At 67.7% G+C, this 24,320-nt stretch carries 25 protein-coding genes and 1 pseudogene; 16 read left to right on the top strand and 10 right to left on the bottom strand.

The genetic code is table 11. The features are described from left to right. Positions 1-74: 74 nt before the first annotated feature. From CSC71_RS14690 to CSC71_RS14675, 4 genes are all read right to left on the bottom strand, one after another. Complete coding sequence (locus tag CSC71_RS14690; RefSeq protein WP_162375130.1) at positions 75-617, bottom strand: hypothetical protein; 543 nt, start codon at positions 615-617, stop codon at positions 75-77. Between the two features lie 195 nt (positions 618-812). Next, complete coding sequence (locus CSC71_RS14685; RefSeq protein ID WP_162375129.1) at positions 813-1,496, bottom strand: Abi family protein; 684 nt, start codon at positions 1,494-1,496, stop codon at positions 813-815. 115 nt (positions 1,497-1,611) lie between these two features. Continuing rightward, positions 1,612-2,103 carry a helix-turn-helix domain-containing protein gene (locus CSC71_RS14680; RefSeq protein ID WP_162375128.1) on the bottom strand — a complete coding sequence of 164 codons (492 nt, stop codon included), beginning with the start codon at positions 2,101-2,103 and terminating at the stop codon, positions 1,612-1,614. A 208-nt stretch (positions 2,104-2,311) separates the two neighbouring features. Beyond that, the gene (locus CSC71_RS14675; RefSeq protein ID WP_162375127.1) at positions 2,312-3,463 is read right to left on the bottom strand and encodes a site-specific integrase; all 1,152 of its coding nucleotides are present in this window, start codon (positions 3,461-3,463) and stop codon (positions 2,312-2,314) included. Positions 3,464-3,541: 78 nt separating this feature from the next. On the opposite strand from CSC71_RS14675, the gene dusA reads away from it, so the two are divergent. From dusA to CSC71_RS14650, 5 genes are all read left to right on the top strand, one after another. Then, positions 3,542-4,585 (top strand): tRNA dihydrouridine(20/20a) synthase DusA, encoded by a 1,044-nt coding sequence (gene dusA, locus CSC71_RS14670; protein ID WP_162375126.1) that lies wholly within the window; start codon positions 3,542-3,544, stop codon positions 4,583-4,585. Between the two features lie 10 nt (positions 4,586-4,595). Next, positions 4,596-5,507 (top strand): arginine deiminase-related protein, encoded by a 912-nt coding sequence (locus tag CSC71_RS14665; protein WP_162375125.1) that lies wholly within the window; start codon positions 4,596-4,598, stop codon positions 5,505-5,507. Positions 5,508-5,680: 173 nt separating this feature from the next. Continuing rightward, positions 5,681-6,085: a hypothetical protein gene (locus CSC71_RS15435; protein ID WP_170295399.1), complete on the top strand. Its 405-nt coding sequence runs from the start codon at positions 5,681-5,683 to the stop codon at positions 6,083-6,085. A 104-nt stretch (positions 6,086-6,189) separates the two neighbouring features. Next, on the top strand, positions 6,190-6,873 hold the full coding sequence (locus CSC71_RS14655; protein ID WP_140725978.1) for a response regulator transcription factor: 684 nt from the start codon (positions 6,190-6,192) through the stop codon (positions 6,871-6,873). Beyond that, complete coding sequence (locus tag CSC71_RS14650; RefSeq protein ID WP_162375124.1) at positions 6,873-8,330, top strand: ATP-binding protein; 1,458 nt, start codon at positions 6,873-6,875, stop codon at positions 8,328-8,330. Before CSC71_RS14655 ends, CSC71_RS14650 begins: the two co-directional genes overlap by 1 nt. A gap of 11 nt (positions 8,331-8,341) precedes the next feature. Here CSC71_RS14650 and CSC71_RS14645 read toward each other — a convergent pair whose 3' ends face one another. Together CSC71_RS14645 and CSC71_RS14640 are read right to left on the bottom strand one after the other, a co-directional pair. Continuing rightward, complete coding sequence (locus CSC71_RS14645) at positions 8,342-9,358, bottom strand: SDH family Clp fold serine proteinase (protein WP_162375123.1); 1,017 nt, start codon at positions 9,356-9,358, stop codon at positions 8,342-8,344. A 64-nt stretch (positions 9,359-9,422) separates the two neighbouring features. Then, entirely contained in the window at positions 9,423-10,679 is a 1,257-nt protein-coding gene (locus CSC71_RS14640; RefSeq protein ID WP_162375122.1) for a 6-phosphofructokinase, read from the bottom strand. Positions 10,680-10,799: 120 nt separating this feature from the next. On the opposite strand from CSC71_RS14640, the gene CSC71_RS14635 reads away from it, so the two are divergent. Beyond that, positions 10,800-11,378, top strand: a complete 579-nt coding sequence (locus CSC71_RS14635) for an adenylate kinase (protein WP_162375121.1) — start codon at positions 10,800-10,802, stop codon at positions 11,376-11,378. A 75-nt stretch (positions 11,379-11,453) separates the two neighbouring features. On the opposite strand, the gene CSC71_RS14630 is transcribed toward CSC71_RS14635, so the two are convergent. Next, complete coding sequence (locus CSC71_RS14630; RefSeq protein WP_162375120.1) at positions 11,454-12,689, bottom strand: S1 family peptidase; 1,236 nt, start codon at positions 12,687-12,689, stop codon at positions 11,454-11,456. A gap of 158 nt (positions 12,690-12,847) precedes the next feature. Here CSC71_RS14630 and mpl point away from each other — a divergent pair, with 158 nt between their 5' ends. From mpl to CSC71_RS14615, 3 genes are all read left to right on the top strand, one after another. Further along, positions 12,848-14,224, top strand: coding sequence for a UDP-N-acetylmuramate:L-alanyl-gamma-D-glutamyl-meso-diaminopimelate ligase (gene mpl, locus CSC71_RS14625; protein WP_162375119.1), 1,377 nt, complete (start codon positions 12,848-12,850; stop codon positions 14,222-14,224). A gap of 75 nt (positions 14,225-14,299) precedes the next feature. After that, positions 14,300-14,674 (top strand): ribonuclease E inhibitor RraB, encoded by a 375-nt coding sequence (locus CSC71_RS14620; RefSeq protein WP_162375118.1) that lies wholly within the window; start codon positions 14,300-14,302, stop codon positions 14,672-14,674. 60 nt (positions 14,675-14,734) lie between these two features. After that, positions 14,735-15,310, top strand: coding sequence for an LON peptidase substrate-binding domain-containing protein (locus tag CSC71_RS14615; RefSeq protein WP_162375117.1), 576 nt, complete (start codon positions 14,735-14,737; stop codon positions 15,308-15,310). Positions 15,311-15,376: 66 nt separating this feature from the next. On the opposite strand, the gene CSC71_RS14610 is transcribed toward CSC71_RS14615, so the two are convergent. Further along, complete coding sequence (locus CSC71_RS14610) at positions 15,377-17,404, bottom strand: bifunctional DedA family/phosphatase PAP2 family protein (RefSeq protein ID WP_162375116.1); 2,028 nt, start codon at positions 17,402-17,404, stop codon at positions 15,377-15,379. Positions 17,405-17,489: 85 nt separating this feature from the next. On the opposite strand from CSC71_RS14610, the gene CSC71_RS14605 reads away from it, so the two are divergent. The 7 genes and pseudogenes from CSC71_RS14605 to CSC71_RS14575 all read left to right on the top strand — a co-directional run. After that, entirely contained in the window at positions 17,490-18,152 is a 663-nt protein-coding gene (locus CSC71_RS14605; RefSeq protein WP_162375115.1) for a protein kinase family protein, read from the top strand. An 87-nt stretch (positions 18,153-18,239) separates the two neighbouring features. Continuing rightward, positions 18,240-19,055: an SDR family oxidoreductase gene (locus CSC71_RS14600; RefSeq protein WP_162375114.1), complete on the top strand. Its 816-nt coding sequence runs from the start codon at positions 18,240-18,242 to the stop codon at positions 19,053-19,055. A gap of 153 nt (positions 19,056-19,208) precedes the next feature. After that, entirely contained in the window at positions 19,209-19,745 is a 537-nt protein-coding gene (locus tag CSC71_RS14595) for an RNA polymerase sigma factor (RefSeq protein WP_211368060.1), read from the top strand. Next, on the top strand, positions 19,742-20,833 hold the full coding sequence (locus CSC71_RS14590) for a FecR family protein (protein WP_162375113.1): 1,092 nt from the start codon (positions 19,742-19,744) through the stop codon (positions 20,831-20,833). Before CSC71_RS14595 ends, CSC71_RS14590 begins: the two co-directional genes overlap by 4 nt. 86 nt (positions 20,834-20,919) lie before the next feature. Continuing rightward, entirely contained in the window at positions 20,920-21,594 is a 675-nt protein-coding gene (locus CSC71_RS14585; RefSeq protein WP_162375112.1) for a hypothetical protein, read from the top strand. Positions 21,595-21,700: 106 nt separating this feature from the next. Beyond that, positions 21,701-22,930, top strand: a complete 1,230-nt coding sequence (locus tag CSC71_RS14580) for an acetylornithine transaminase (protein ID WP_162375111.1) — start codon at positions 21,701-21,703, stop codon at positions 22,928-22,930. Between the two features lie 115 nt (positions 22,931-23,045). Beyond that, a pseudogene (locus CSC71_RS14575) lies at positions 23,046-23,396 on the top strand (transposase); the annotation flags it as partial. A gap of 67 nt (positions 23,397-23,463) precedes the next feature. Here CSC71_RS14575 and CSC71_RS14570 read toward each other — a convergent pair. Next, positions 23,464-23,796 carry a hypothetical protein gene (locus tag CSC71_RS14570; protein WP_162375109.1) on the bottom strand — a complete coding sequence of 111 codons (333 nt, stop codon included), beginning with the start codon at positions 23,794-23,796 and terminating at the stop codon, positions 23,464-23,466. 57 nt (positions 23,797-23,853) lie between these two features. Next, positions 23,854-24,186 carry a hypothetical protein gene (locus CSC71_RS14565; protein ID WP_162375108.1) on the bottom strand — a complete coding sequence of 111 codons (333 nt, stop codon included), beginning with the start codon at positions 24,184-24,186 and terminating at the stop codon, positions 23,854-23,856. Positions 24,187-24,320 lie beyond the last annotated feature (134 nt).

Raw genomic sequence — 24,320 nt, 5'->3', positions numbered from 1 at the left:
GGCTGGCTGGCCTGCTCAACCGCACCGCGCTTGAACTCGGTGCTGAACTTCCTTCGCTTCGACATGAACACTCCTCATGGCCTTGATCGGCCTTCTCGTAAGTGTCCGTGAAAACGGGGGTGAACCCATGGTAAAACCCAAAGGAAAGGAGCGATGAACGCACAGAAGAGAGCAAACCACGCGGCGGCTTGTATTGCTGCCTTGGGTTCCAACCCCTTCGCCCATGCAACAGCTGATGCTGTGACCACACCCGACGCAAAGATCAGGAATTTCTTGGCTGTTTCATTGCGGTGGTTTTCCAGGTCGATCTTCGCATCGATGAGATCGAAGAGGTTTTCGACATGATTTCGGGTCACAGACGCATCGGTAAGCCTTTTCTTAAACATCAAGAATCTGCTCTCCCGGTACCACTCCTTCTCTGGCGGGCCCAGCACGGTGCTGGCATCGCCATATTCCGATCTGAAGACACGGCCTTTCATTTCTTCAATGATTAGGAAGAGAAACAATTCCGCGAGCAGAATTGCTGCCATTGATTGCCAGTCGTCCAGGTGACGATGTGCCACCCATGAGATCGCGGCAATGAACGCCAGCGCAGCAACGATGAAGCCAACACGCAACTTTATGCTCGAGAGGCGCCAGAGTTCCTTTGCATAGCTTCGCCGACTCGAGTGTTTAAAGAACGTCTCCCAGGTGATCTTTCATGCGTTCATTTGCTAGCTCCTAGTCATCAAGCCTTGAGGTTACGTCGGGTTGATCTCATGGGCTGCGCCATAGGTCGGATCTGTCTCTCTGCCGAGACAGTTCTAAGTACCTCAATCTGCGGCCCCATCTGTGCATTTCTCAGGGGCTTCTAGCCGCGCGAGCACGATCCCCTCAGCGGGGTATACCTGCGGAAAACGGTCGTTCTCGCTGCACCATTTCGCGGCCGGCGGCGACAGCCACTCAATTAGCTCTATGATTCGGGCGTGATGCTTGCGGAGATCCCAGCCAAGGATCGGTTCGTGGTGCGCGATACGGTTACGTAGAACGCGGATTGGCGTGAGCGGCCCAGAGAAGCTTTTTCGCTTCAATCCTTTAGGTGCAGTTGGGTCGGCGATCCTGTGGAGGGTCTGTTGCCACAGGGTTTCGTAGTCCTTGTTGAACATCGCCGTCCAGAAGCTGAAAGTGAGGCTGGCGACCACGCCACCCGCGGTCACGGGTTTCCCCGCCTGGACCAACTCCTCCATAGCCTTGGCAGCCTGCTCGGATTGGTGCGGAACTAGTAGGAGCCCTGCAGCTTCGCTATACCAATCCGCGCCCTTGGCCTCGGCGAGAACCGTGTGGATGCGATTGCGCAGCGCCACCTCCAGCGTCTGTAGGGGTGTGTACAGGCTTTCGGAAAGGCGGGTGTTCAGCCCATAGAGGGCGATAGCTTGGCCACGGTCGCCAGCCGCCCAGGTCAGGTAGCGGCCAAAGCGTTCTAGCGACAAGGCTTCCTCAAAATTCTCGTGGTTCATCCCTTCCTGAATGCCTCTTGCCGGCCACTTGCAAACCATCACCCCGTGGGGTAAGGTGCTTCCGTACACCCCGGTACCGTCTCTGCCCAACTGGGCACGCGGCCGGGGTAATTTTTTACTTGGACTTCGCCTTTAGCCCACCGGGCTTCTGGAGTTGGGACTTCAGCGCAGCGCGCTGCTGCTTCTCTTCAGTAAATTCGGGTTCCAGCGCCTTCACTTTCGCGACCAGTCCGTCCAAGTGGTAGATGTTGCTGTTCCAGTCGCCAGCGGCAGTTCGGCGAAGTTGACGCTTAACCAGTCCCGCCTTCTCGAGCGCCCGGATGTTGTTTTGAATGGTCTTTTCGGTGCAGCCGATACGTTGTGCCAAATCCTTCTTGGTGGGGAAGGGTTTGCGCGCCGGGTCGAACCAATAGTCGAGCAACTGGATGCAAATGTTCATCTGCATCGGGTTCAGACCTATCCGGCGCTGACCTTGGATCAGAATAGAAGGAATGCCGGCATAGCCATGGCCGTAAACGGCCTTGCCCCAGATCTTCTCGGTGGAGGAGGTCTTCTTGCCAGGCTTGGGGAACTCGATGACTGCGGCGTCGGATTTCTTGGCGGACATAGCGGTGGTCTCAAATGGATGACTGTGAAGGTACGGCCGCCAAGCACCTGCTTCAATGAGTTGGATGGGGTTGGGTAAGGAAATTTAGATACCTACCCGCCTATACGCTGATTCCGGTCGTTCCGCTATTCCGCTACACGGTCGACGGTCCTTCTGTGGTCATTCGATGGCCCTACCTGGGAATCTTAGTTTCCCTACGGGTGGGGTACTAGATTTCCGTACCAAAATGGAGCGATGGGCCGGATTGGAGGGCGTTGGGTGGATTGGTTGGGGCTTTGACGGGGCGTTCCTCGACGTGCTCGGGTCGGAGGTGGGTATACCGCTTCAAGGTCGTCCAGGACTCGTGGAGGGTGAACTGGGCGACTTCCGGGATGTCGTAGCCGCGCTCGAACAGGCGAGAGGTGGCTTCGTGGCGGAGGTCGTGAAAGTGCAGGTCCTGCAGGCCGCGAAGCCGAGTGGCACGAGTGAAGTTGGCGCCGACCGATTTGGGGTTGTAGGGGAACACGCGCGGATCGGGGATCTGTTTGCCGTCCGGGCCCTCGATCATGACCTTGGGCTGTCGGTCGATGATCTCCCAAGCTTCAGACAACAGGCGGAAGGCGCGGCGGTTGCCGATCTTCTTGCGCGGATGCTTCACGTCGTCCAGCCAGGCGATGCCTTTCTCGCGATCCAGATCGGTCCACTTGAGCCTGGTGATCTCCTCCTGGCGGCGGGCGGTGAGCAGGGCGAAGCGGATGATGTCGGCCATCGGAATTTCGGCACGCACGTCGCGTATGGCGAAGTGGTCGAGCAAGGCTTTTTCCTCGGCCGCAGTCACGCGGCGTTGGCGTTCCTTGGGCTTGCCGGTGACGCGGCGTTGCCGCAGCTCATGCGCGGCATCCTCCAGCAGCTGCAGATCGATCGGCAGGCCGAGTGAGGCGCGGGCAGAGCGCAGCACCTGGCGCAGCCAAATCAGGTCATTGCCGGCCGTTGCCGGGCCGGCGCCAGCGCGCCGGCGATCTTCGACGTGGCCGATGTAGTCCGCCGTAGTCAGGCGTAGGACGTTCTTCTTGGCGATGTCGTAGCCGGCCAGCCGCTTGAGGTCGGCTTCCTTCGTCCGTCCCCAAGGCGTCAGTTCCTTGATCTCCTTCCCGTACCACTCCAGCAACTCGGCGAGGGTGGAGCCCTTGCCCAACGGCTCGCCGCGGGCGCGTTGCTGGTCCAGCTCGGCTTCCCGCCGTCGCATCCATTCGGTGGCCAACTGGCGGCGATCGAACGTCTCCGACTCGGAGTGGATGCACTTGCCCTGCCGATGAATGCGGATTTGGGCGGTGTAACCTAATGATCCGTCCTTGCGACGGCGGCTGACGATGGTACCCATGCGGGTGATGCTACATGAGCTTCGACGTAGCAACCAGTGTAGCAATATGAGCCCGAAAACTGCCGAAATTGACCGATCATGAGCGCAACTGAGCAACAGAAAAAACCGGATAACTCATTGGATTTGCGCGAAAAATCGCGCTATGAGGCCTCTCTGCGTCTTTCTGTTGCTCCGATGATGGACTGGACGGATACGCATTGCCGCGCGTTCCATCGCGTGCTGGCGCCGCATGCGCGGCTGTACACCGAAATGGTGCACGCGAACGCGGCGATCCACGGCGACCGCGTGCGGCTGCTCGGTTTCGATGCGACCGAACACCCCGTCGCGCTGCAGCTCGGCGGCAGCGAACCGGAACTGCTGGAGCAGGCGACGAAGATCGGCGTCGAGTGGGGCTACGACGAGATCAACCTCAACTGCGGTTGCCCGTCCGACCGCGTCCAGGCCGGGCGCTTCGGCGCCTGCCTGATGCGCGAGCCGGCGCTGGTCGCCGAATGCGTCGCGGCGATGGCCGCGGCGGCCGGCGACGTGCCGGTGACGGTGAAGTGCCGGCTCGGCGTCGACGGCGACAACGACTACGGCAAGTTCCTCGGCTTCGTCGACGAGATCGCCGCCGCCGGTTGCCGCGAGTTCGTCGTGCACGCGCGCAACGCCTGGCTGCAGGGGCTGTCGCCGAAGGAGAACCGCGAGGTGCCGCCGCTGCGCCACGACTGGGCGTACCGCCTGAAGCACGAGCGGCCGCGGCTGCGGGTGGCGCTCAACGGCGGCATCGCATCGGTCGAGGCGGTGCAGATGCACCTGCAATGCGTCGACGGCGCGATGCTGGGCCGCGCCGCCTACCACGACCCGTACCTGCTGCACCGGCTCGACGTCGAACTGTTCGGCGGCGAAACGAGGACGCGCGAGGCGTTGTTGCAGGCGTTCCGCCCCTACGTCGAGCGCAAGCTCGGCGAAGGGGTCGCGCTGAAGCGCATGACCCGGCACATCCTCGGCCTGTACTACGGCCAGCCCGGCGGACGCGCGTTCCGCCACGTGCTCAGCGAAGGCGCGCACCGCCCCGGCGCGGACTGGTCGCTGGTCGAGCGGGCGGTCGCGGCGACGCAGCGCCTGCCGTCGGCGGCATGACGATCGTCCGATGATCACCCGCGATGCCGGGGCGTTCTTCGCCTTCGCCGCGCGGTGCGCGGCGGACTTCGGCCCGGCCACCGCGCGCGCCGCGTTCCTGGTTTCCCCGGACGGCTTCGCCCGCGCCGAACAGTCGGCGACGGACAACCGCTACATGGCCGGCGCCGCGGACTTCGACCCGGCCGGCGCGCAGGCGCAGCACCGCGCGTTGCAGCTCGCGCTGGGCGAAGAACTGCCGACGATCTGTTTCCCGGGCCATGCCGGTGCGCCGGACGCGCTGTTCCCGAACAACGTGTTCGCCACCGTGCCCGGCCGGCTGATCGTCGGCCGCATGCGCCACGAGGTACGCCGGCGCGAAGCCGGCCGTTCCGACATCCGCGGCTTCTTCCGCGACACGCTCGGCTACGCCGAAACCGACCTGTCGGCGCAGCCGCATCCGTGCGAACTGACCGGCGCGCTGGTGATCGACCGCGTGCGCGGCCTCGGCTACTGCGGCCTGTCCGAGCGCTGCGACGCGGAAGGCGCGGCGCTGATGCACGCGGCCTTCGGCCTGCGCGCGACCCTGCTGTTCGACCTCGCGCCCGGCGAGTACCACGCCAACGTGCTGCTCGCGGTGCTGGCCGGCCGCGCCGCGCTGGTATGCCCGTCCGGCTTCGCCGACGCGGCGGTCGCCGAGGCCGTCGCCGGGTTCTACGCGCCGCACGCCATCGTGCTGTCGAAGGCCGAAACGGCCGCCTTCGCCGGCAACGCGATCTGCCTGCGCGACGGCTCGGTATGGATGAGCGCGCGCGCCGCCGCCGCGCTGTCGCCGGCCTCGCGCGCCGGGTTGGAGCGGGCCGGGTTCTTGCTGCGTGGCGTCGCGCTGGACGCGATAGAAGCCGCCGGCGGCTCGTTGCGCTGCTGCGTGGCCGAGATATTCTGAATGGGGCACAAGCCCCCGCCATCGCGGCGCTGAATGCCTTTCCCCGGCTGTGGATAAGTTCAGAACGGATTCACCGCCGGCGCCCAGAATTGCGTCCGCAGGCGTGGCGACCGGTCCGGTGGGACGCCTGAGGGTTTTTATTCAGCAATGCTCCCGTAAGTTAGGTTTCCGTTATGCGCCGCCCGCTTCCGCTACTGATGCTCGCCTGCCTGGGCCTTGCCGCCGCGGATGCGTCGTGGGCGCAGCAGGGCCCGCGCCGGTCGCCGCCGCCGTTCCAGCAGCAGCCCCGCCAGGAAATGCCGCGCCCGTCGTCGGCGCCGCGCCCCGAATTCCCGCGTCCTTCCCGCCGGGACGACGACTCCTCCCTGTCCGATTCGGTGCGCCGCATCCAGCGCGCCAACGGCGGCCGCGTGCTCGGCGCCGAGCGCGTGCAGGCGGACGGCCAGGAATTCACCCGCATCAAGATCATGGACGAGCAGGGCCGGGTGCGTTACGTCGACGACAACCGCCAGCCGCGCCGCGGCGTCGACCGCCGCAGCGCGCCGCCTTCGCGCGACGCTGACGCGACCACGCCATAATCCCGCCATTCATCGCCGCGACGGCATTTGCGGTAGCCTTTCGCACGGCATCCGTCTAGCGTAGTTCCGTGGCCAAGCCGGCCGTTCTTTTCAAGGGAGAGTCCATGCGTATTCTGCTGGTCGAAGACGAAGCACCGCTCCGCGAAACCCTGGCCGCGCGCCTGAAGCGCGAGGGCTTCGCGGTCGACGCCGCGCAGGACGGCGAGGAAGGCCTGTACATGGGCCGCGAGGTGCCGTTCGACGTGGGCATCATCGACCTGGGCCTGCCGAAGATGTCGGGCATGGAGCTGATCAAGGCCCTGCGCGACGAGGGCAAGAAGTTCCCGGTGCTGATCCTGACCGCGCGCAGCAGCTGGCAGGACAAGGTCGAGGGCCTGAAGCAGGGCGCCGACGACTACCTGGTCAAGCCGTTCCATGTCGAGGAACTGCTGGCCCGCGTCAACGCGCTGCTGCGCCGCGCCGCCGGCTGGAGCAAGCCCACCCTCGAATGCGGCCCGGTCGCGCTCGACCTCGCCGCGCAGACCGTGTCGGTCGGCGGCAGCAACGTCGACCTGACCAGCTACGAATACAAGGTGCTCGAATACCTGATGATGCACGCCGGCGAACTGGTCTCGAAGGCCGACCTGACCGAGCACATCTACCAGCAGGACTTCGACCGCGATTCGAACGTGCTCGAGGTGTTCATCGGCCGCCTGCGCAAGAAGCTGGACCCCGACGGCGAGCTGAAGCCGATCGAGACCGTGCGCGGCCGCGGCTACCGCTTCGCCATCCCGCGCAACGAGGGCTGATGCCCGGCGCGGCCTCGTCCGGCACGGGCGGCGCGCGCACCGGCGCCGGTGTGCTGGACGGCTGGCGCCCGCGCTCGCTCGGCGCGCGCCAGCTGCTCGCCGCCAGCCTGGGCCTGGTGGCCTTCCTCGCCCTCGCCGGCTACGCGCTGGACCGGGCCTTCGCCGACACCGCGCGCAGCAACCTGCGCGAGCGGCTGGAAAGCTTCGCGATCGCCTACATCAACGGCATCGATTTCGCCCGCGACGGTTCGGTGATCGACTACGAAGTCGTCAACAGCCCGCCCAGCCCGCGTTTCCTGCAGCCCGGCAGCGGCCTGTACGCGCAGGTCGTGTTGCCGGACAACACGCGCTGGATCAGCACCTCGGGCGAAGGGCCGGTGCTGCCGGCCGGCGCGATGCTGGCGCCGAGGCGGGAAATCTTCGATGGCCCGCTGCCGGCAACGCAGATCGACGGTAGCGAGGCCGAGGTCTACCGCTTCGGCCTGGGCGCCAGCCTGGTGCGCCGCGACGACAGGGAATTCCCCTTCACCGTCTACATCCTCGAGGACACCCGTACCCTCGACGCGCAGATCGACGTGTTCCGGCGCGCGCTGTGGTCCTACCTGGGCGGCGCCGGCGCGGTGCTGCTGCTGCTGCAGATGGTGGTGCTGCGCTGGAGCCTGCGCCCGCTGGGGCGCGTGGTCGACGAGCTGGACAAGGTGCAGCGCGGCGAGATCGAGCGCATGAGCGACGACCACCCGCGCGAACTCGCGCCGCTGACCGGCAGCATCAACGCGCTGATCGACAGCGAGCGCGAGAACCTGGAGCGCCAGCGCAACACGCTCGCGGACCTGGCGCACAGCCTGAAGACACCGCTGGCGGTGCTGCGCGCGCAACTCGACGACGGCGTGCACGCCATCGCGTTGCGCGACGAACTCGACACCCAGTTGCGGCGCATGAACAACCTGGTCTCGTACCAGCTGGCGCGCGCCGCGTCCGGCGGGCACAAGCTGTTCGCCGCGCCGGTGCTGATCGAGCCGCACGCCGAGGAGATCGTGCGTGGGCTGGAGAAGGTCTACACGGCCAAGCGCGTGGTCTGCGAATTCGAGATCGACCCGAAGGCGCGCTTCTACGGCGAGCCGGGCGACCTGCAGGAACTGCTCGGCAACCTGCTGGAGAACGCGTTCAAGTGGGCGCGTTCGCGCGTGCTGCTGACCGTCGCCGTCGGGAAGGTCGCCAGCAACCGCCGCGCCGGCCTGGTGCTGGCGGTCGACGACGACGGTCCCGGCATCGCCGAGGACGACGTGGCGCGCATCCTGCAGCGCGGCGTGCGCGGCGACGAGCGCGTGCAGGGCCACGGCATCGGCCTGTCGATCGTGCAGGACCTGGTGAAGGGCTACCGCGGCGAATTGAACGTGACGCGTTCGGCCGAACTGGGCGGCGCGCGCTTCGAGGTCACGCTGCCGCCGGGGTTGTGAGCCAGCCGGCGTCAGGCCACGTGCATGATGCTGCGTTTCAGCTTCCCGTTGGCGCGCTCGATGCGCCTCCAACTGCTGTTGTCGTTCATGGTGATCCAGCGGCGCTCTTCGCTGCGGTAGAACCAGTCCTTGTCCTGTTGGAAATAAATCTGCAATCCGTCGCTTTCCCAGATGTTGAGGATTTCGTTGCCGTGTGCGCGGATTTCGTCGAAGTCCGTAGTCGCCTTCTGCCCCATTTCGCTGTAGAGGCGGTTGAGCTCCAGCAAAAGTGAGTTGACGCGGCTGGGCATCGCTTCGGCATTGAGTCCGATCTTGCGTGCTTCCGGCAGCAGGATAGGGTAACTGTGCGACGGATACTTGGAATTGAGCGTATTGGCGATGCGTTCCGCGACCGTTTCGTCGGCGATATGGTGGGACAGCAGTTCGCGGCAGAGCATGATCGACAGCGATTCGGCGCGGTCGACTGCGCCGATCACCAGCGGATGCACATAGCCGAATAGGTGCTTGTACGGATTGTCGTCACTGTTGCCGGATTGCCCGCGCCAAAGCCGGATCACGCGGGTCAGCTCGTCCAGGCTGACATTGACGCGGTCGTTGTCGCGATCGATGGGCGACAAGGCATGGTTCAGCGAAGTGTCCACGGCGGTGAGGTAGGCGGTCGGCCCCATCAGGATGCGGTTCGCGCCGAGGGTGATCATCGTCGCTGCCGAGGCGCATTCCAGCGGTACCAGCGCCACCAGCTGCGTGCAGTGCTGCCGCAGCAGGTTGACCAGTCGCAGCGAAACCTGCCCGCTGCCGCCGTCGGACTTTATGAAAAGAAAGATCGTTTCGTGATTACCGAGGCGCTCCAGCAGTTCGTACAAGGCAATCACGTCGTTGGCGCAGACTGCGCCACGCGGATTGTTCCAATAGCTAAGGACGGGGCCGCCGAGCTCCTGCGCCAGCTGCGCGAGCACGGCCTGGGTCTTCTCGAACAGAACGGGAGGCTGCTTTACGGCCGGAGCTTTCGCTTCGTGCGGCTGATTCATGTATCTGCCAAAGGAATGTCGACTTGCGAAAGCCTACAGTCTCGCCGGCCCTCCCGGGAAGGCGTTACCCTTCCCACTTCGGCAGCTTCTGCTTCACCGCCACGTTCTTCAGCGTCACGTAGTTCGGGATGCCGTCGCGGCCGTAGGGCAGCGGCGCTTCGCCGCGGACCAGCGGTTCGAGGTACTTGCGCGCGCTGGCGGTGATGCCGAAGCCGTCCTTGCGCAGGAAGTTCGCCGGCATCTTCTTCTCGTGGTTGGCCACCTTGTCCAGCGGCGCCGGTTCGATCTTCCAGCGGTACGGCGCGTCCGAGGTGCGCACGATCACCGGCATCACCGAATTGCGGCCTTCCAGCGCGAACTTCACCGCCGCCTTGCCGACCGCCTGCGCCTGCTCCCAGTCGGTCTTCGACGCGAGGTGCCGCGCCGAGCGCTGCAGGTAGTCGGGCAGGGCGTAGTGGACCTTGAAGCCGAGCGCGTCCTTGACCTTGCCGGCCAGGTACGAGGCCACGCCGCCGAGCTGGGTGTGGCCGAACGAATCGGTGCCGCCGCCGGCGTCGGCGACGAACCTGCCGTCCGCCGTGTGGATGCCTTCGCTGGCCACGACCACGCAGTAGCCGACCTTCGCCACGACCTTCTTCACCTCGGCGAGGAACGCGGCCTCGTCGTAGGCGCGTTCGGGGAACAGGATGATGTGCGGCGCGTCGCCGGCGCCCTTGCCGGCGAGTCCCGCCGCCGCGGCCAGCCAGCCGGCGTGGCGGCCCATCGCCTCGTAGACGAAGACCTTGGTCGAGGTCTCGGCCATCGCCGCGACGTCCAGCGCGCACTCCCGCACCGACACCGCGGTGTATTTCGCCGCCGAGCCGAAGCCCGGGCAGCAGTCGGTGACCGCGAGGTCGTTGTCGATGGTCTTCGGCACGCCGATGCAGGCCAGCGGGTAGTCGTAGGCCCTGGCCAGCTGCGACACCTTCAGCGCGGTGTCGGCCGAGTCGTTGCCGCCGTTGTAGAGGAAGTAGCGGACGTCGTGCGCCTTGAACACGTCCAGCAGGCGCTCGTATTTCGCCCGGTCCGCTTCCAGCGACTTCAGCTTGACCCGGCAGCTGCCGAACGCGCCGCCCGGCGTGTGCGCCAGCGCGCGGATCGCCGCGGCCGATTCTTTGGTCGTATCGATCAGTTCCTCGCGCAGCGCGCCGAGGATGCCGTTGCGCGCGGCCAAGACCTTGATTTTTCGGGCCCGGGCCTCGCCGATGACGCCGGCGGCGGTGGCGTTGATGACGGCGGTGACGCCGCCGGACTGAGCATAAAGTAGGGTGCCTGCGGCCATGTCGGGTTCGTTTCCAGTGGGGCGGATGCGGTAAGCTGCGCGGGTATGCGGCGCGGCAATGGTACGGCAATGGATTCTAACGCCGCCCGCCCGGGATTCCGATCTTGAGGGAGTGACTCGATGCGATTGGTGTTGTTGGGCCCGCCCGGCTCGGGCAAGGGGACGCAGGCGATGCGCCTGAAGGAATACCTGCAGGTGCCGCACATCTCCACCGGCGACCTGTTGCGCGCGGAAGTGGCCGCGGGCAGTCCGCTCGGCATGCAGGCGAAGGAAGTGATGGCGCGCGGCGAACTGGTCAGCGACGAAATCCTGCTCGGCATGCTGGAAGACCGCTTCTCGCGCGCCGATACCAGGGCCGGCTTCATCCTCGACGGCTATCCGCGCAACCTGGCGCAGGCCGACGCGCTGGGCAAGCTGCTGCACAGGCTGGGGCAGAAGTTCGACGCGGCGGTGCAGCTGGAAGTGCCGACCGAACTGCTGGTCGAACGCATCGCCGGCCGCGCCAAGGCCGAAGGCCGCGCCGACGACAATCCGGAGTCGGTGCGCAAGCGCCTGGACGTGTACACCGAGCAGACCGCGCCGGTGATCGAGTTCTACCGCCAGCAGGGCGAGCTGACCGTGGTCGACGGCGTCGGCGAGCTGGACGAGGTGTTCAACCGCATCGTCGAAGCCATCGCGCCGGAGAAGGCGGTCGGTTGACCGCGCATCGAACCACAAGAAAAACGCCCCGGCATGCCGGGGCGTTTCGTTTGCGGGACCGGTCGCTCGCGCCGGTCAGGGGCTGAGTTTCAAGGTCAGGTTGTACGACTGCAGGATCGGGTTCAACGGCGAGTAGTAGGTGTTGCCGCCGCCATTCTTGCCCTGCTTGCCCTTGCAGCTGCCGCTGCCGCCGGAAAGCACGCCCTGGCCCTGGCCGGTGCCGGTGATGAACGAGCCGCCGGAGTCGCCGCCTTCCGCGCAGGCGCTGGTCTGGGTCAGGCCGGTCACGGTGCCGTCGGGGTTTCCGCTCTGGTCGACATACGACACGGTCACGTTCTTGGCGCGGATCGCGCCGCAATGCCAGCCGGTCGTGCGGCCGGAACGGCAGACCGCCGCGCCGATCGCCGCTTCGGTGCTGCCGTGCACGGCCACGTCGCCCGAGCCGTAACCGGAAACCAGCGGCTGGAGCGTGTTGCCGCTGTCGACCTGGACCCAGGCCCGGTCCGGGCCGGTTTGGTTGTTGTCCGGCATGGTCGATGCGGCGAACGAGCCGATCCGGGTCGCCCCCTTCCGCTTGCCGCCCGACACGTACACGCCCCAGCCCGCCTCGCCCTCGCTGCAGTGGCCGGCGGTCGCGAAGCCCTGGTTGCCGCCCTGGGTGACGGAGAAGCCGACGGAGCAGTAGTAACCGCTCTGGCCGTCGGGCGAGGAGATGTACTCGCTGCCGCCCAGCAGCGTGGCCAGCAGCCGCGGGGCATCGGCCATGGTTTCGAAGCGGATCAGCCCGGCGTCGGCTGCACTGGCGGCGACGAAGTCGATCGCGGCCTTCTGCGCGCCATTGCCCACGCCGACCACGACGCTGTTGGTTTGCGGGTCGACGCGCCAGCTGTACACGCCTTGCGGCGCCCGGCCGCTGCGGTCGGCCGCGTGGTCCAGTTCCGCCTTGGCGGCCTCGAGGTCGGCCAGGCTGTGGTCGACGCGGCGAATTTCCACGCCCGCAGTGGCCTGCTGCGGCGCGATCGAGGTGGTCGCCACCACGTAGCGGAACGAACCGTCGCCCTGGCGTTCGATCCAGCTACCCGCGAAGTGGCGGCCCTGCGTGGATTGCAGCGATTTCTGCTGCTGGGCGGCGAGGCGCTCGATCTTCAGGTACTGCGCCAATTGCGTGCCCGACAGGCCCAGGTCGCGCTGCATGGCGGCCTTCAGGGCGGGGTCAACGGCATCGGCAGCCGTCGCGGAAGCGCTGGCGATGGCCAGCGCCATGGCGGCGGCGAGGGGGGTGAAAACGCGAAGGGACTTGGATATCGACATCTGCAAGCTCCTGGGTGGTCGTAGTTGGGTGCCGCCCGCGGGTCGCCGCGAGATTCCCGCGGAAGCCGGGGAAACGGTCGGCGGAAAGTAGCATGGATCGCGCCGGACAACGCGCCCGGGGCAGGATCCGGGCGCGCGAAATCGGCGACAATCGCTGCATGAGCGACATTCCCGTCAGAAACATCCACATCCTCGGCATCGCCGGCACCTTCATGGGCGGCGTGGCCGCGTTGGCGCGCGAACTCGGGTACTCGGTCGAAGGCAGCGACCAGGCGATCTATCCGCCGATGTCGACGCAACTCGAGAAACTGGGCATTGCGCTGGCGCAGGGCTACTTGCCGGAAAACATTTCCGCCGGCTGCGACGAGATCGTGATCGGCAACGCGCTGTCGCGCGGCAATCCCGCGGTCGAGGCGGTGCTCGATGCGGGGCGCAAGTACAACAGCGGCGCGCAGTGGCTGGCCGAGAACGTGTTACCGGGCCGCGACACGCTGGCCGTCGCCGGCACCCACGGCAAGACCACGACGACGACGATCCTGTCCTTCCTGCTGGATGCGGCCGGGCGCGAGCCGGGCTTCCTGATCGGCGGCGTGGCCGAGGATTTCGGCGTGTCCGCGCGCATCGGCAAGGGCCGCGAATTCGTGGTCGAAGCCGACGAATACGACACCGCGTTCTTCGACAAGCGCAGCAAGTTCGTCCACTACCGGCCGCTGGTGGCGATCCTCAACAACCTGGAATACGACCACGCCGACATCTTCCCCGACGTGGCCGCGATCCAGCGCCAGTTCCATCACCTCGTGCGCACGGTGCCGCGCCGTGGCCGGCTGATCGCCAACGGCCACGACCGGCATTTGGCCGAAGTGCTGGAGATGGGCTGCTGGACGCCGGTGGAGAAATTCGGCTTCGACGCAGCCTTCGACTGGTCGGCACGCAAGTTGAGCGACGACGGCAGCCGCTTCGTGTTGCTGCACAAGGGCGCCGAAATCGGCACGGTCGAGTGGCCGCTGCTCGGCGACCACAACGTGCTCAACGGCGTCGCGGCGCTGGCGGCATGCGCGGCGGTCGGCGTGGACATCGCGAAGATCATCCCGGCGCTGGCGGATTTCCGCAGCGTCAAGCGCCGGCTGGAGGGGCTGGGCGAAGCCGGCGGCATCACCGTCTACGACGATTTCGCCCATCATCCGACCGCGATCCGCACGACCCTGCAGGGTTTGCGCGCGAAGGTCGGCAAGGCGCGGATCGTCGTGGCGATGGAGCCGCGCAGCAATTCGATGCGCCTGGGCGCGCACGCCGACGCGCTGGCGCCGTCGCTGGACGATGCGGACGCGGTGGTGTTCCTCGCCCGGCCGGAATTGCCCTGGGATGCGGCGAAGGTGGTTTCCGCGATCCGCGGCGAGGCGAAGGCGGTGCCGAACAGCGACGAGCTGATCGCGACGCTGCGTTCGCTGGCGAAGGCCGGCGACCACGTGGTGTTCATGTCGAACGGCGGGTTCGACGGGGCGCCGAGGAAGTTCCTGGCGGCTTTGGAGGGCTAGCCGGCAGTGAAGAGCGGTCGAATACTGGCGTTATCGGTCCTTGTCCTGTTGATCGCCACGGCTGCCGGATTGACGATGGCCAAGAGGAAGAGCGTGATTACCAAGGATCAACTCATCGAGATGTTCGGGAACATGCCCAGAGGGCCGGGCTGGGATACGTCCAAGCAGATGCTGTGGGGCTACTTTTTCACGGGTCGCTCAAAAGAAAAACTCCAGAAAGCCGCGGCGCTCCTCGAGCAGCAGGGATACCGGGTTGTAGACATCTACTTGTCCGACAAGGACGACCCCAAAGGACGCGATCTCTGGTGGCTGCATGTCGAGAAGGTCGAAATCCACAGTCCCGATACACTGGATCAACGCAACCGGCAGCTTTATCGGTTTGCGGACGAGCAAGGGCTTGATTCTTATGACGGCATGGACGTTGGGCCAGCTCCCGTGAAACGCGAGTGACGAGGAATTGGCGCATCGCTCTTTGATTGCTCTACGGCTGCGGCGCGATAGGATGCGCGCATGCCAGCCACCGAAACCCTCCCGCTCTTCCCCCTCCACGCCGTCCTCCTCCCCGGCGCCGCGCTGCAACTGCGCGTGTTCGAGCCCCGCTATCTCGACATGGTGCGCGACTGCGGGCGCAGCGGCAGCGGCTTCGGCGTCTGCCTGATCCTGGTGGGCGGCGAAGTCGGCGAGCCGGCCACGCCGGCCGCGTTCGGTTGCGAGGCGGTCATCGAGGACTTCGACACCGGTCCCGACGGCCTGCTCGCGTTGCGCCTGCGCGGGCGCCGGCGCTTCCACGTACGCCGCACCCGCGTGCGCGACAACGGCCTGGTCGTCGGCGAAATCGAATGGTGCGAACCCGACCCCGACGACGAACTGCACCCCGAACACGCGATGCTGGCGACGGTGCTGGAGAAGATCCTCGAACAGATCGACGCCGACCTGCCGGCGCTGTCGCAGCAGCAACTCGACAACGCCTCGTGGGTCGGCTGGCGCCTGGCGGAGTTGCTGCCGCTGGAACCATCGCAGCGGCTCGGCATCCTGCAGGAAGACGACGTGCACCAGCGGCTGGAGCGGTTGCTCGGCTTGATGTAGGAGCGGCGTAAGCCGCGATAAGGCGCCCAGCGATCTGGATGAAAGGCATCGCGGCTTACGCCGCTCCTACAGCGTGGGTCTGTCGCCGCTTCCGGCCGGCGTGTCCGTACGCACCCGCAACACCGGCAGCTTCGAATCCGGGTGGATCGCGATGCCGTTCGGCAAGCCGGATACGGCGACCGTCACCGCGGCCAGCGCGGCATCGGCTTCCGACAGCGGCAACCACATGTCGACGAGGTTGAAGGCCTGGCGGTGGCGCAATACCTGCGCGCTGCCGATCCACAACGGCTGTTCGCGGCCGGCTTCGCGCACGCTGGCCGGCGCCGGCCACAGGCGCAGCGCGTACATCTCGTCCGGGTTCGCGCCGGGACGCAGCATCAGCAGGCTTTCCGCGCGCGTGTCCAGCGTCGCCGGCAGCACCGGTTGCTGCTCCGCCGGCGTCGTGATGTTCAGCAACTGCAGCGCCTCCTCCCAGCCGGCCTGCGCCTGCACGTGCCAGCCGGCGCTTTCCAGCCGGGCCTGCAGCGGCGCCAACGGGCCGGCGACCTGCACGTCGAGCGGCCAGCGCTGTTCGTTGTCGAATTCGTTGCGTCGCGCCGGCAGGCGCTGCCAATCCTTGTTCCACCAGCCGTCGATCGCGTACGACTCGGTCGCCGGCTGCGCTTCGAAGCGCGCCAGCGCCGTGCCGACGCTGCGCGGCGCGTGCCACAGCGCGGCAATGCCGAACGCGCCGTAGAACAGCCACGCCAGCGGCGCCATCCAGAACGAGCGGTTGACGCGGCGGCGATAGGCGACGCCCAGCGCCAGCAGCCAGACCACGCCGAGCAGGATGCCGCCGACCACGTCGCTGAGCCAGTGCGCGCCCAGGTACAGGCGCGCGAAGCCGATCAGCGCGACCACCAGGCCCGCGGCCATGTACGGCCAGATGCGGTTGCGCCCAGGCAGTTCGCGCGCGATCAGCACGGCGAAGAAGCCGAAGGCGATCGTCGCCATCGTCACCGCGATCGACGGGAAGCCGAAGCCGCCGACGACCGCCGGCGGTTTCGGGATGTCGACCACCGCGCCCAGCCACGCGGTCAGCGCCAGGCCGAAGGCCAGCGCCGCCACCCAGTGCGCGGCGGCCATCCAGCGCCTGCGCCACAGCAGGTAGCCCAGCGCGGCCAGCGCCGCCGGCGCCAGCACCTGCGCGTCGCCGAGCGAAGCCAGTGCGGCCAGCGGCTGGTCGGCCAGCGGGTTGCGCACGCCCTGCATCAGCCGGTGCACGGCCAGGTCGATCGACAGCGGCTCGCCGTGGCCGATCACCAGCGCGGCGAAGGCGAAGCGGGCCCAGCCGACCGCCAGCAGCAGCACCGCCAGCAGCGCCAGCGACACCGATTCGCGCCGCTTCGGGTCGAACAGCGCTTCCGAATACAGGCCCAGCACCGGGTGTGCGTGCGACCAGCGCAGCGCGCGCGCCAGCAGCGCGTCGGCGTGCGCGGCGAACCAGCGGTAGGTGAACAGCACCGCGATCCACGCCAGCGCCAGCACCAGCGCCAGCAGGCCCAGCACCAGCGCCAGCCGCCCGGCGACCGCGGCCACCGCGTCGTAGGCCTGGCCGAGGATCCAGCCCGGCGCGAGGAACAGCGCCGCCCAGCTGAGCGCGGCGAAGGCGCTGGTCGGCAGGTATTTCTTCAGCGGCATCCGCGACATGCCGGCCACCGCCGGCACGAACGGGCGGATCGGGCCGAGGTAGCGCGCGACGATGACGCTCTTGACGCTGTTGCGGCGGAAGCGCGCCTCGCCGCGGTGCAGCAGTTGCGGGTACTTCGAGAACGGCCAGTAGTCGTAGAGATGCCGGCCCCAGCGCCGGCCGACGAAGAAGCTGAGGCCGTCGCCGAGGAACGCGCCCAGCGCCGCGCAGGCCAGCGCGGACGGCCCGGACATTTCGCCCATGCCGACCAGGATGCCGACCGGCAGCAGCAGCGGCAGCGCCGGCACCACCGCGCCGAGCACGATCAACGCATCGCAGAACGCCACCGCGAAAATCACCGCGCCTGCCGCGTGCGGATGCGCACCGACCCAGGCCAGCAGGCTGTCGAACCAAGTAGGACTCATCTGTGGATTATAGGTGGGCGCGGCGGATTTCCCCCTCCCGCACGGGGGAGGGGAGTCGCATGGCCGCAGCGACTAGAATCCGCGCATGGACGCATCGAACCCGGTCGAAATCAGGGCGTTGAAGGCCGACAGCTTCGGCCGCATCGCGCTGATGCGCGGCACGCGGGGCGTGTTCGTGCGCCGCGACCTGGCGGCCTCGCCATGGTGGCTGCGCCTGACCGCATGGCGGCTGGCGCGGCGCGAGGCGCGCGCGCTGCGCCGGTTGCAGGGCCAGCCGGCGACGCCGCAACTGCTCGGCTGGGACGGCATGCGCCTGGACCGCAGTTACCTGGAAGGCACGGCGATGTACCTGCGCCCGCCGCGCGGCGACGTGGCCTATTTCCGTGCCGCGCGGCGCCTGTTGCAGCAGATTCACCGCCGCGGCGTCGCCCACAACGACCTGGCCAAGGAAGCCAACTGGCTGGTGCTGGAGGACGGCGGCCCGGCGGTGGTCGACTTCCAACTGGCCACCTTCGGCGACCCGCGCTCGCGCTGGATGCGCCTGCTGGCGCGCGAGGACCTGCGCCACCTGCTCAAGCACAAGCGCATGTACTGCCGCGACCGGCTCACCCCGGTCGAGCTGCGCGTGCTCGGGCGCCATTCGTGGCTGCGCGACCTGTGGTTCCGTACCGGCAAGCCGGCGTACCGCTTCCTCACCCGGCGGATACTGAAGTGGGAAGACAACGAAGGCCGGGGGCCGAAACCGTAGGAGCGGGATAAAGAGTGAGGAGGAGCGAGGAGTGGGTAAAATCCCGAGCTGTCGCTCGTTCCTCACCCCTCTTCGCTCACTTCTCCCATGACCACCCTCGCCGGCAAAACCCTGTTCATCACCGGTGCCTCGCGGGGCATCGGCCTGGCCATCGCGCTGCGCGCCGCGCGCGACGGCGCCAACGTCGCGATCGCGGCGAAGTCGGCGGTGCCGAACCCGAAGCTGCCCGGCACCATCCACAGCGCCGCCGAGGCGGTCGACGCCGCCGGCGGGCGCGGGCTGGCGCTGAAGTGCGACATCCGCGAAGAGGACGAAGTGCGGGCCGCGGTCGCCGCCACCGTCGACGCGTTCGGCGGCATCGACATCCTGGTCAACAACGCCAGCGCGATCTGGTTGCGCGGCACGCTGGACACGCCGATGAAGCGCTTCGACCTGATGCAGCAGGTCAACGCGCGCGGCAGCTTCCTGTGCGCGCAGGCCTGCCTGCCGTACCTGCTGCAGGCGGCCAATCCGCACATCCTCACCCTGTGCCCGCCGCCGTCGCTGGACCCGAAATGGTGGGCGCCGCACACCGGCTACACGCTGGCGAAGATGGGCATGAGCTTCGTCACGATCGGCCTGGCCGGCGAATTCGGCCCGCAGGGCGTCGCGGTCAACGCGTTGTGGCCGCGCACGCTGATCGCCACCGACGCCTTGAACATGATTCCCGGCGTGTCGGCGGCGAACGGGCGCAAGCCGGAAATCATGGCCGACGCCGCGCACGCGATCCTGACGCGCGAGGCGAAGGGCTTCCACGGCAATTTCCTGATCGACGACGAAGCGCTGGCCGGCGCCGGCGTGACCGATCTTTCCGGCTACGCGGTCGATCCGTCGCAGCCGTTGCTGCCGGATTTGTTCCTGTAGGAGCGGGTCCGGCGCGCGAGCGCCGTGCGCCGGCTCGCGGCAACATCCGTCGTGGCGGGCGGTCCCCGCGGTCGCGCGCCGGGGCCGTTCCTGCGGCGTTAACACTTCGTGCGGCAGACGCATCCGGTTCCCGGGAGTGCAACGACGGGCAGCGTGGACGGCCAGGCGACGACGGCGATGGTGGCGGCGGCACGTGCCGGCGATGGCGGCGCGATGGACGCGCTGTTCCGCCGTTTCGCGCCGGTCGTGCATGGCGTGCTGCTCGGCTACGTGCAACGCAGCGACGCCGACGACCTGACCCAGGACGTGTTCGAAACCGTGCTGGCGCGATTGCCGGAGTTGCGCGACGACGCGGCGTTCCCGGGCTGGGTGGTCAGCATCGCGCGGCATGCGGCGCTGGACGCGAAGCGCCGGCGTGCGCCGACGGTCGGGGATGCCGCGCTCGATGTCGCCGCGGGCCCGGGCAGCGTCGAGGACCGGCTCGACGCCGACCATGCGCTGCGCGCGATCCGCGGCCTGCCCGAGGCCTACCGCGAGACCCTGCTGCTGCGCCTGGTCGAAGGCCTGACCGGGCCGGAGATCGCCGAACGCACCGGGCTGACCCCCGGCAGCGTGCGCGTGAACCTGCATCGCGGCATGGCGATGCTGCGCGAGGCTTTCGCGGGCGCGGCGCGAGGAACGGAACCATGAACCAGATCCCCGGACACGACGACTACCTGTGGGACCGTAGCGGCCCGGTCGATGCCGGGGTCGCCGAACTCGAGCGCCTGCTGGCGCCGCAGGGCTGGCGGCCGCGGTCGCGCGTGCCGCCGCGTCGAGGCGCGACCGCGCCGGGCGTCGCGCCTTCCCGCGGGCGCCGCGCCCGGCGCTGGCGCATCGCCATCGCGGGCGCCGCGGCGATCGCCGCGTTCGCGATTGGCGTGCGCGGCTGGTACGCGTACCGCCTGCAATGGCCGGCGCAACAGCCATGGCGCATCGCGGCGGTCGAAGGCGAGGCCCGTGTCGACGGCCGCGATATCGGCGACGCATCGCGGCTGGCGCCGGGTGCGGTGCTCGAAACCGGCGCCGGCCGCGTGCGCCTGCGCGTGGCGCGGATCGGCGAAGTGGGGGTCGGCGAAGGCGCGCGCTTCCGCATCGTCGACACGCGCAGCGGCCGGCACCGCACGCAGCTGCAGCACGGCAGCCTGTGGGCGCGGGTGTGGGCGCCGCCCGGCGCGCTCGGCGTGGCGACGCCGGCGGGCGACGTGCTCGACCTCGGCTGCGAGTTCACCATGCGCGCCAATGCCGACGGCAGCGGCACGCTGGCCGTGCGCAGCGGCTGGGTGCAGGTCGAGAGCGGCTGGCGCGAAGTGCTGGTGCCGCAGGGCGCGCGGGTCGAGTTCGCCGCGCACGGCCGCCCGGGCACGCCGTACGACGAAGGCGCGAGCGACGCCTTCGTCGCGGCGCTGCGCACGCTGGATGCGCAGGATGCGATGGCGGAACCCGATGCGGCCGCGGTACGCGCGCTGGCCGCGGCGGCGCGGCCGCAGGATGCGATCAGCCTGATGTCGCTGCTGCGCGCGCGGCCGCAACTGGCCGACGGCCCGGTGTTCGACCGGATGTCGGAACTGATGCCGGCCGATGCGCGGGTCGCGCGCGCGGCGGTGCGCGCGCAGGTGCCGAATGCGATGGGGCCGTGGTGGGAGGCGCTGCCGTACCCGCGGATCAAGCGCTGGTGGACGCAATGGCCGGACGCATTGCCGTCGCGCGATGGCGCGGAGATCCTGCAGCGCGATTGATGCCGCGCCCGCGCCGGTTAACGGCGTTGCCGCCGCAGGCGTCCTTCCGACGCGCACCCTTCGTGCGCGACCTGTCGGAGACTTCGATGAACACCGCGAAACCCAAACCGCTGCTGCATGGCCTGGCGCTGTCGATGCTGCTGTTCGCCGCGCCGGCGTTCGCCGGCCCGCCGCTGCTGTGCCATCCGTTCCAGACCAACGGCGCGCCGTCGTTGCCGTGGGGCGGCAACGGCTGGAACCAGGCGCGCGCCGGCTACGACCTCGCCAGGCTCGGCGCCGACACCGAGGCGCTGCTGGCGCCCGCCACGCCGGTCATCGCGCGGATGGAGACGCTGCGCCGCGCGGCGATCTACGCCAGCCGCGACGGCAAGGTCGCACGCGGACTCGCCGGCCGGCTCGACGCGCGCGTTGCTGTCGCCAAAGACGACGACGCCAGGGCGCTGGCGCTGTTCGACGCCGGCTATTTCCGCGAAACGCTGCAGGACATCGTGCGCCTGCAGGGCTACGACACGGCGGCGATCGGCAAGGCCGACGCGCCGGCGCTGCGCGCGCTGCTGGCGGGCGCCGACGGCAGCGCGGACATCGACCAGGCGTTGAAGCTGCGCCCGCAGGATCCGGAGCTGCATTTCGCCGCGGCGCTGGTCGCCACCGCCGACGAGCGCGGGGACGATTACGCCAGGCATGCGCGGATCGCGCAGGCAGGCATGGGCCAGGACCGCCTGCTGGCGCTGAACGTCGCCCGGATCGCCGCCGGGCGCTGAGCGGAAGGGATGCGCGGGCAGGAAGGGTGGGTCTTGCGGAAGCCGCGGAGCGACGCCGGGCGCCGGGATTCCGGCACAATAGAACGCCCTTCCGCATGCCCCGCCCATGACCACGCCCGACCCCGCCCGCCTCCTCGCCCTCGGCCGCGACTACTACCTGCCCGTCTACAAGCAGCGCGAGATGATCATCGAGCGCGGACAGGGCGCGCGCGTCTGGGACAGCAGCGGCCGCGAGTACATCGACTTCGCCGCCGGCATCGCGGTGTGCGGGCTCGGCCATTGCGATCCGGACCTGGTCGCCGCGCTGGTCGAGCAGGTCGGCAAGCTGTGGCACACCAGCAACGTGTTCTACAGCGAGCCGCCGTTGAAGCTGGCCGAGGAACTGGTGAAGGCGTCGAAGTTCGCCAGCCGCGTGTTCCTGTGCAACTCCGGCGCCGAGGCGAACGAGGCGGCGATCAAGCTGACCCGCAAGTGGGCGAGCAAGCAGGGTCGCCCGGCGGACAAGCGCGTCATCGTCACCTTCAAGGGCAGCTTCCACGGCCGCACGCTGGGCGCGGTCACCGCGACCGCGCAGCCGAAGTACCAGGAAGGCTACGAGCCGCTACCGGGCGGCTTCCGCTACGTCGATTTCAACGACCTGGCGCAACTCGAGGACGCGATGGCGTCCGGCGACGTCGCCGCGGTGATGCTGGAGCCGGTGCAGGGCGAAGGCGGCGTGACGCCGGCCGCGCCGGGTTTCCTGCAGGGCGTGCGCGCGCTGTGCGACCGGCACGACGCGCTGCTGGTCCTCGACGAGATCCAGGCCGGCATGGGCCGCACCGGCACGCTGTTCGCGCACTGGCACGACCAGGTGACGCCGGACATCGTCACCCTGGCGAAGGCGCTGGGCGGCGGTTTCCCGATCGGCGCGATGCTGGCCGGACCGAAGGTCGCCGAAGTGATGGGTTACGGTGCCCACGGCACCACCTTCGGCGGCAATCCGCTGGCGGCGGCGGTGGCGCGGGTGGCGCTGAAGAAGCTGGCGTCGGACGAAATCGCCGCGAACGTGAAGAAGCAATCGCAGGCGCTGCGCGACGGCATCGCCGCGATCAATGGTGAGTTGGACCTGTTCTCCGAAGTGCGCGGCCGCGGCTTGATGCTCGGTGCGGTGCTGAAGCCGGATTACGCCGGCAAGGCCGGCGACGTGCTCGACCACGCCGCCGCGAACGGCCTGCTGCTGTTGCAGGCGGGGCCGGACGTGCTGCGCTTCGTGCCGGCGCTGAACATCGGCGACGGGGAAGTGGCGGAAGGGTTGCAGCGATTGAAAGCGGCGCTGTCGCAGTTCGCAAGGCAGTGAACCGGTAGGGCGGGCCTTGACCCGCCTTTGCACCTTCCCGGGAACACCACAGGCGGGTCAGGACCCGCCCTACTGGGCTGAAGAACCGGAATGCGCCGGCCTGCATGAATCGTAGGGACTCGGCCCGCAATTCCAGGCCAGCGTGCTGGCATTGCTGCCGGAGCTTGGACAATTGACCCGAAGGGAGATTGCGCGCCTGGTGGGCGTGGCGCCGCTCAACCGCGACAGCGGCCAGAGCCAGGGCAAGCGCCGCATCCATGGCGGGCGCGCCGAGGTGCGGGTAGCGCTGTACATGGCGACGCTATCGGCGGTGCGATGGGAGCCGGCGATGCGGGCGCACTACCAACAATTGCGGGCACGTGGAAAGGTGGCCAAGGTCGCGCTGGTGGCGTGCATGCGCAAGCTGCTGACGATCGTCAATGCGCGGCGGCCGGACGAGTTGAAGGCCTTGGCGGCTGTCGCCTAAAGGCACCTTCTCAAGACAGTTGCTGAATTAAGCCGCGCCGCGAAGCCGGTTCGGCTTGAATGAATTGTTAGGCACCTTGCCAGTCTGGGTAGAGTGCCCCGAGATCTAGCAAATAGTGCCCGATTATCTGCTTGCTCGGCTTGTCAACGACCACGCTCAAATACGTATTGTCTTTGGGCACCGGCACGTTCAAGTGTTGGTAGTGCCCGTCACGGGACTCATAGATGAACATTACCCGCCAATCCCAGGCGGTGCAGCTGTGGTAGAGCTCCTCTATAACCGGATCAAGATAGTCCCAGAGCGGGACGATCTCCTCTGCTGTGGCCGTCACATTGATCATTGGAGGCGAGAAGGTGGCCTCGTACTGCTCTTTTGTGAGTTCGCGTGGAGAGCCGGTCATGGTGCCTAACGCCCGAATTAAGCCGCGCCGCGAAGCGGCGTCGGCTTGAATGAATTGTTAGGCATCAAGCTCGCGCAGCCGCTGCTCGATCTTGTCACGATCTAAGCAATGAGCTACCACGGGCCAATGCCGTGCCGCCGTAATGCGCCAAACGCCAACCCCAATGGTCAAACCTGCAATAAGTGCCCCAACCGTAGTAAACAGAGTGAGCAATGACTGTGTCCGAAGGACGCCTAAAGCGATAGCCACGATGAGGAACGGGACTGTCAAGCCAACCACCTCTCTCTTGAGCATTGATCGCCAGCTATTGTCTATAGGCTCGTTTAAACCAGCGAGCATAGACGCCAGTACCTGCTTCTCTTGTCGCTTGGTGAGCGGACGAATCTTCATTTGATGCCTAACGCCTTATGTCTTTGCTTTCCCCTACTGTAAGCGCCGAGAGCCCGGTGTGCGCGCCCGATAACGCCTCGGTGTAGCCGCACCGTAATTCAGCAGGGGCCGCACACCGGATCTCGCGTCCCGAC

The sequence above is a fragment of the Pseudoxanthomonas sangjuensis genome (genome assembly GCF_010211755.1).
Lineage (GTDB): Bacteria > Pseudomonadota > Gammaproteobacteria > Xanthomonadales > Xanthomonadaceae > Pseudoxanthomonas_A > Pseudoxanthomonas_A sangjuensis.
The sequence above is the reverse complement of the archived record's forward strand: the minus strand, read 5'-3'. Positions and strand labels throughout refer to the sequence as shown.

Bases quoted from the DNA above. Each gene is read 5' to 3' on its own strand.
- CSC71_RS14605 (WP_162375115.1), top strand. From the start codon at position 17,490: ATGGACGCATCGAACCCGGTCGAAATCAGGGCGTTGAAGGCCGACAGC.
- mpl (WP_162375119.1), top strand. From the start codon at position 12,848: ATGAGCGACATTCCCGTCAGAAACATCCACATCCTCGGCATCGCCGGC.
- CSC71_RS14565 (WP_162375108.1), bottom strand. From the start codon at position 24,186: ATGAAGATTCGTCCGCTCACCAAGCGACAAGAGAAGCAGGTACTGGCG.
- CSC71_RS14635 (WP_162375121.1), top strand. From the start codon at position 10,800: ATGCGATTGGTGTTGTTGGGCCCGCCCGGCTCGGGCAAGGGGACGCAG.
- CSC71_RS14620 (WP_162375118.1), top strand. From the start codon at position 14,300: ATGGCCAAGAGGAAGAGCGTGATTACCAAGGATCAACTCATCGAGATG.
- CSC71_RS14650 (WP_162375124.1), top strand. From the start codon at position 6,873: ATGCCCGGCGCGGCCTCGTCCGGCACGGGCGGCGCGCGCACCGGCGCC.
- CSC71_RS14615 (WP_162375117.1), top strand. From the start codon at position 14,735: ATGCCAGCCACCGAAACCCTCCCGCTCTTCCCCCTCCACGCCGTCCTC.
- CSC71_RS14655 (WP_140725978.1), top strand. From the start codon at position 6,190: ATGCGTATTCTGCTGGTCGAAGACGAAGCACCGCTCCGCGAAACCCTG.
- CSC71_RS14600 (WP_162375114.1), top strand. From the start codon at position 18,240: ATGACCACCCTCGCCGGCAAAACCCTGTTCATCACCGGTGCCTCGCGG.
- CSC71_RS14590 (WP_162375113.1), top strand. From the start codon at position 19,742: ATGAACCAGATCCCCGGACACGACGACTACCTGTGGGACCGTAGCGGC.
- CSC71_RS14570 (WP_162375109.1), bottom strand. From the start codon at position 23,796: ATGACCGGCTCTCCACGCGAACTCACAAAAGAGCAGTACGAGGCCACC.
- CSC71_RS14675 (WP_162375127.1), bottom strand. From the start codon at position 3,463: ATGGGTACCATCGTCAGCCGCCGTCGCAAGGACGGATCATTAGGTTAC.
- CSC71_RS14610 (WP_162375116.1), bottom strand. From the start codon at position 17,404: ATGAGTCCTACTTGGTTCGACAGCCTGCTGGCCTGGGTCGGTGCGCAT.
- CSC71_RS14640 (WP_162375122.1), bottom strand. From the start codon at position 10,679: ATGGCCGCAGGCACCCTACTTTATGCTCAGTCCGGCGGCGTCACCGCC.
- CSC71_RS14630 (WP_162375120.1), bottom strand. From the start codon at position 12,689: ATGTCGATATCCAAGTCCCTTCGCGTTTTCACCCCCCTCGCCGCCGCC.
- CSC71_RS14685 (WP_162375129.1), bottom strand. From the start codon at position 1,496: ATGAACCACGAGAATTTTGAGGAAGCCTTGTCGCTAGAACGCTTTGGC.
- CSC71_RS14585 (WP_162375112.1), top strand. From the start codon at position 20,920: ATGAACACCGCGAAACCCAAACCGCTGCTGCATGGCCTGGCGCTGTCG.
- CSC71_RS14580 (WP_162375111.1), top strand. From the start codon at position 21,701: ATGACCACGCCCGACCCCGCCCGCCTCCTCGCCCTCGGCCGCGACTAC.
- CSC71_RS14680 (WP_162375128.1), bottom strand. From the start codon at position 2,103: ATGTCCGCCAAGAAATCCGACGCCGCAGTCATCGAGTTCCCCAAGCCT.
- dusA (WP_162375126.1), top strand. From the start codon at position 3,542: ATGAGCGCAACTGAGCAACAGAAAAAACCGGATAACTCATTGGATTTG.
- CSC71_RS15435 (WP_170295399.1), top strand. From the start codon at position 5,681: ATGCGCCGCCCGCTTCCGCTACTGATGCTCGCCTGCCTGGGCCTTGCC.
- CSC71_RS14645 (WP_162375123.1), bottom strand. From the start codon at position 9,358: ATGAATCAGCCGCACGAAGCGAAAGCTCCGGCCGTAAAGCAGCCTCCC.
- CSC71_RS14665 (WP_162375125.1), top strand. From the start codon at position 4,596: ATGATCACCCGCGATGCCGGGGCGTTCTTCGCCTTCGCCGCGCGGTGC.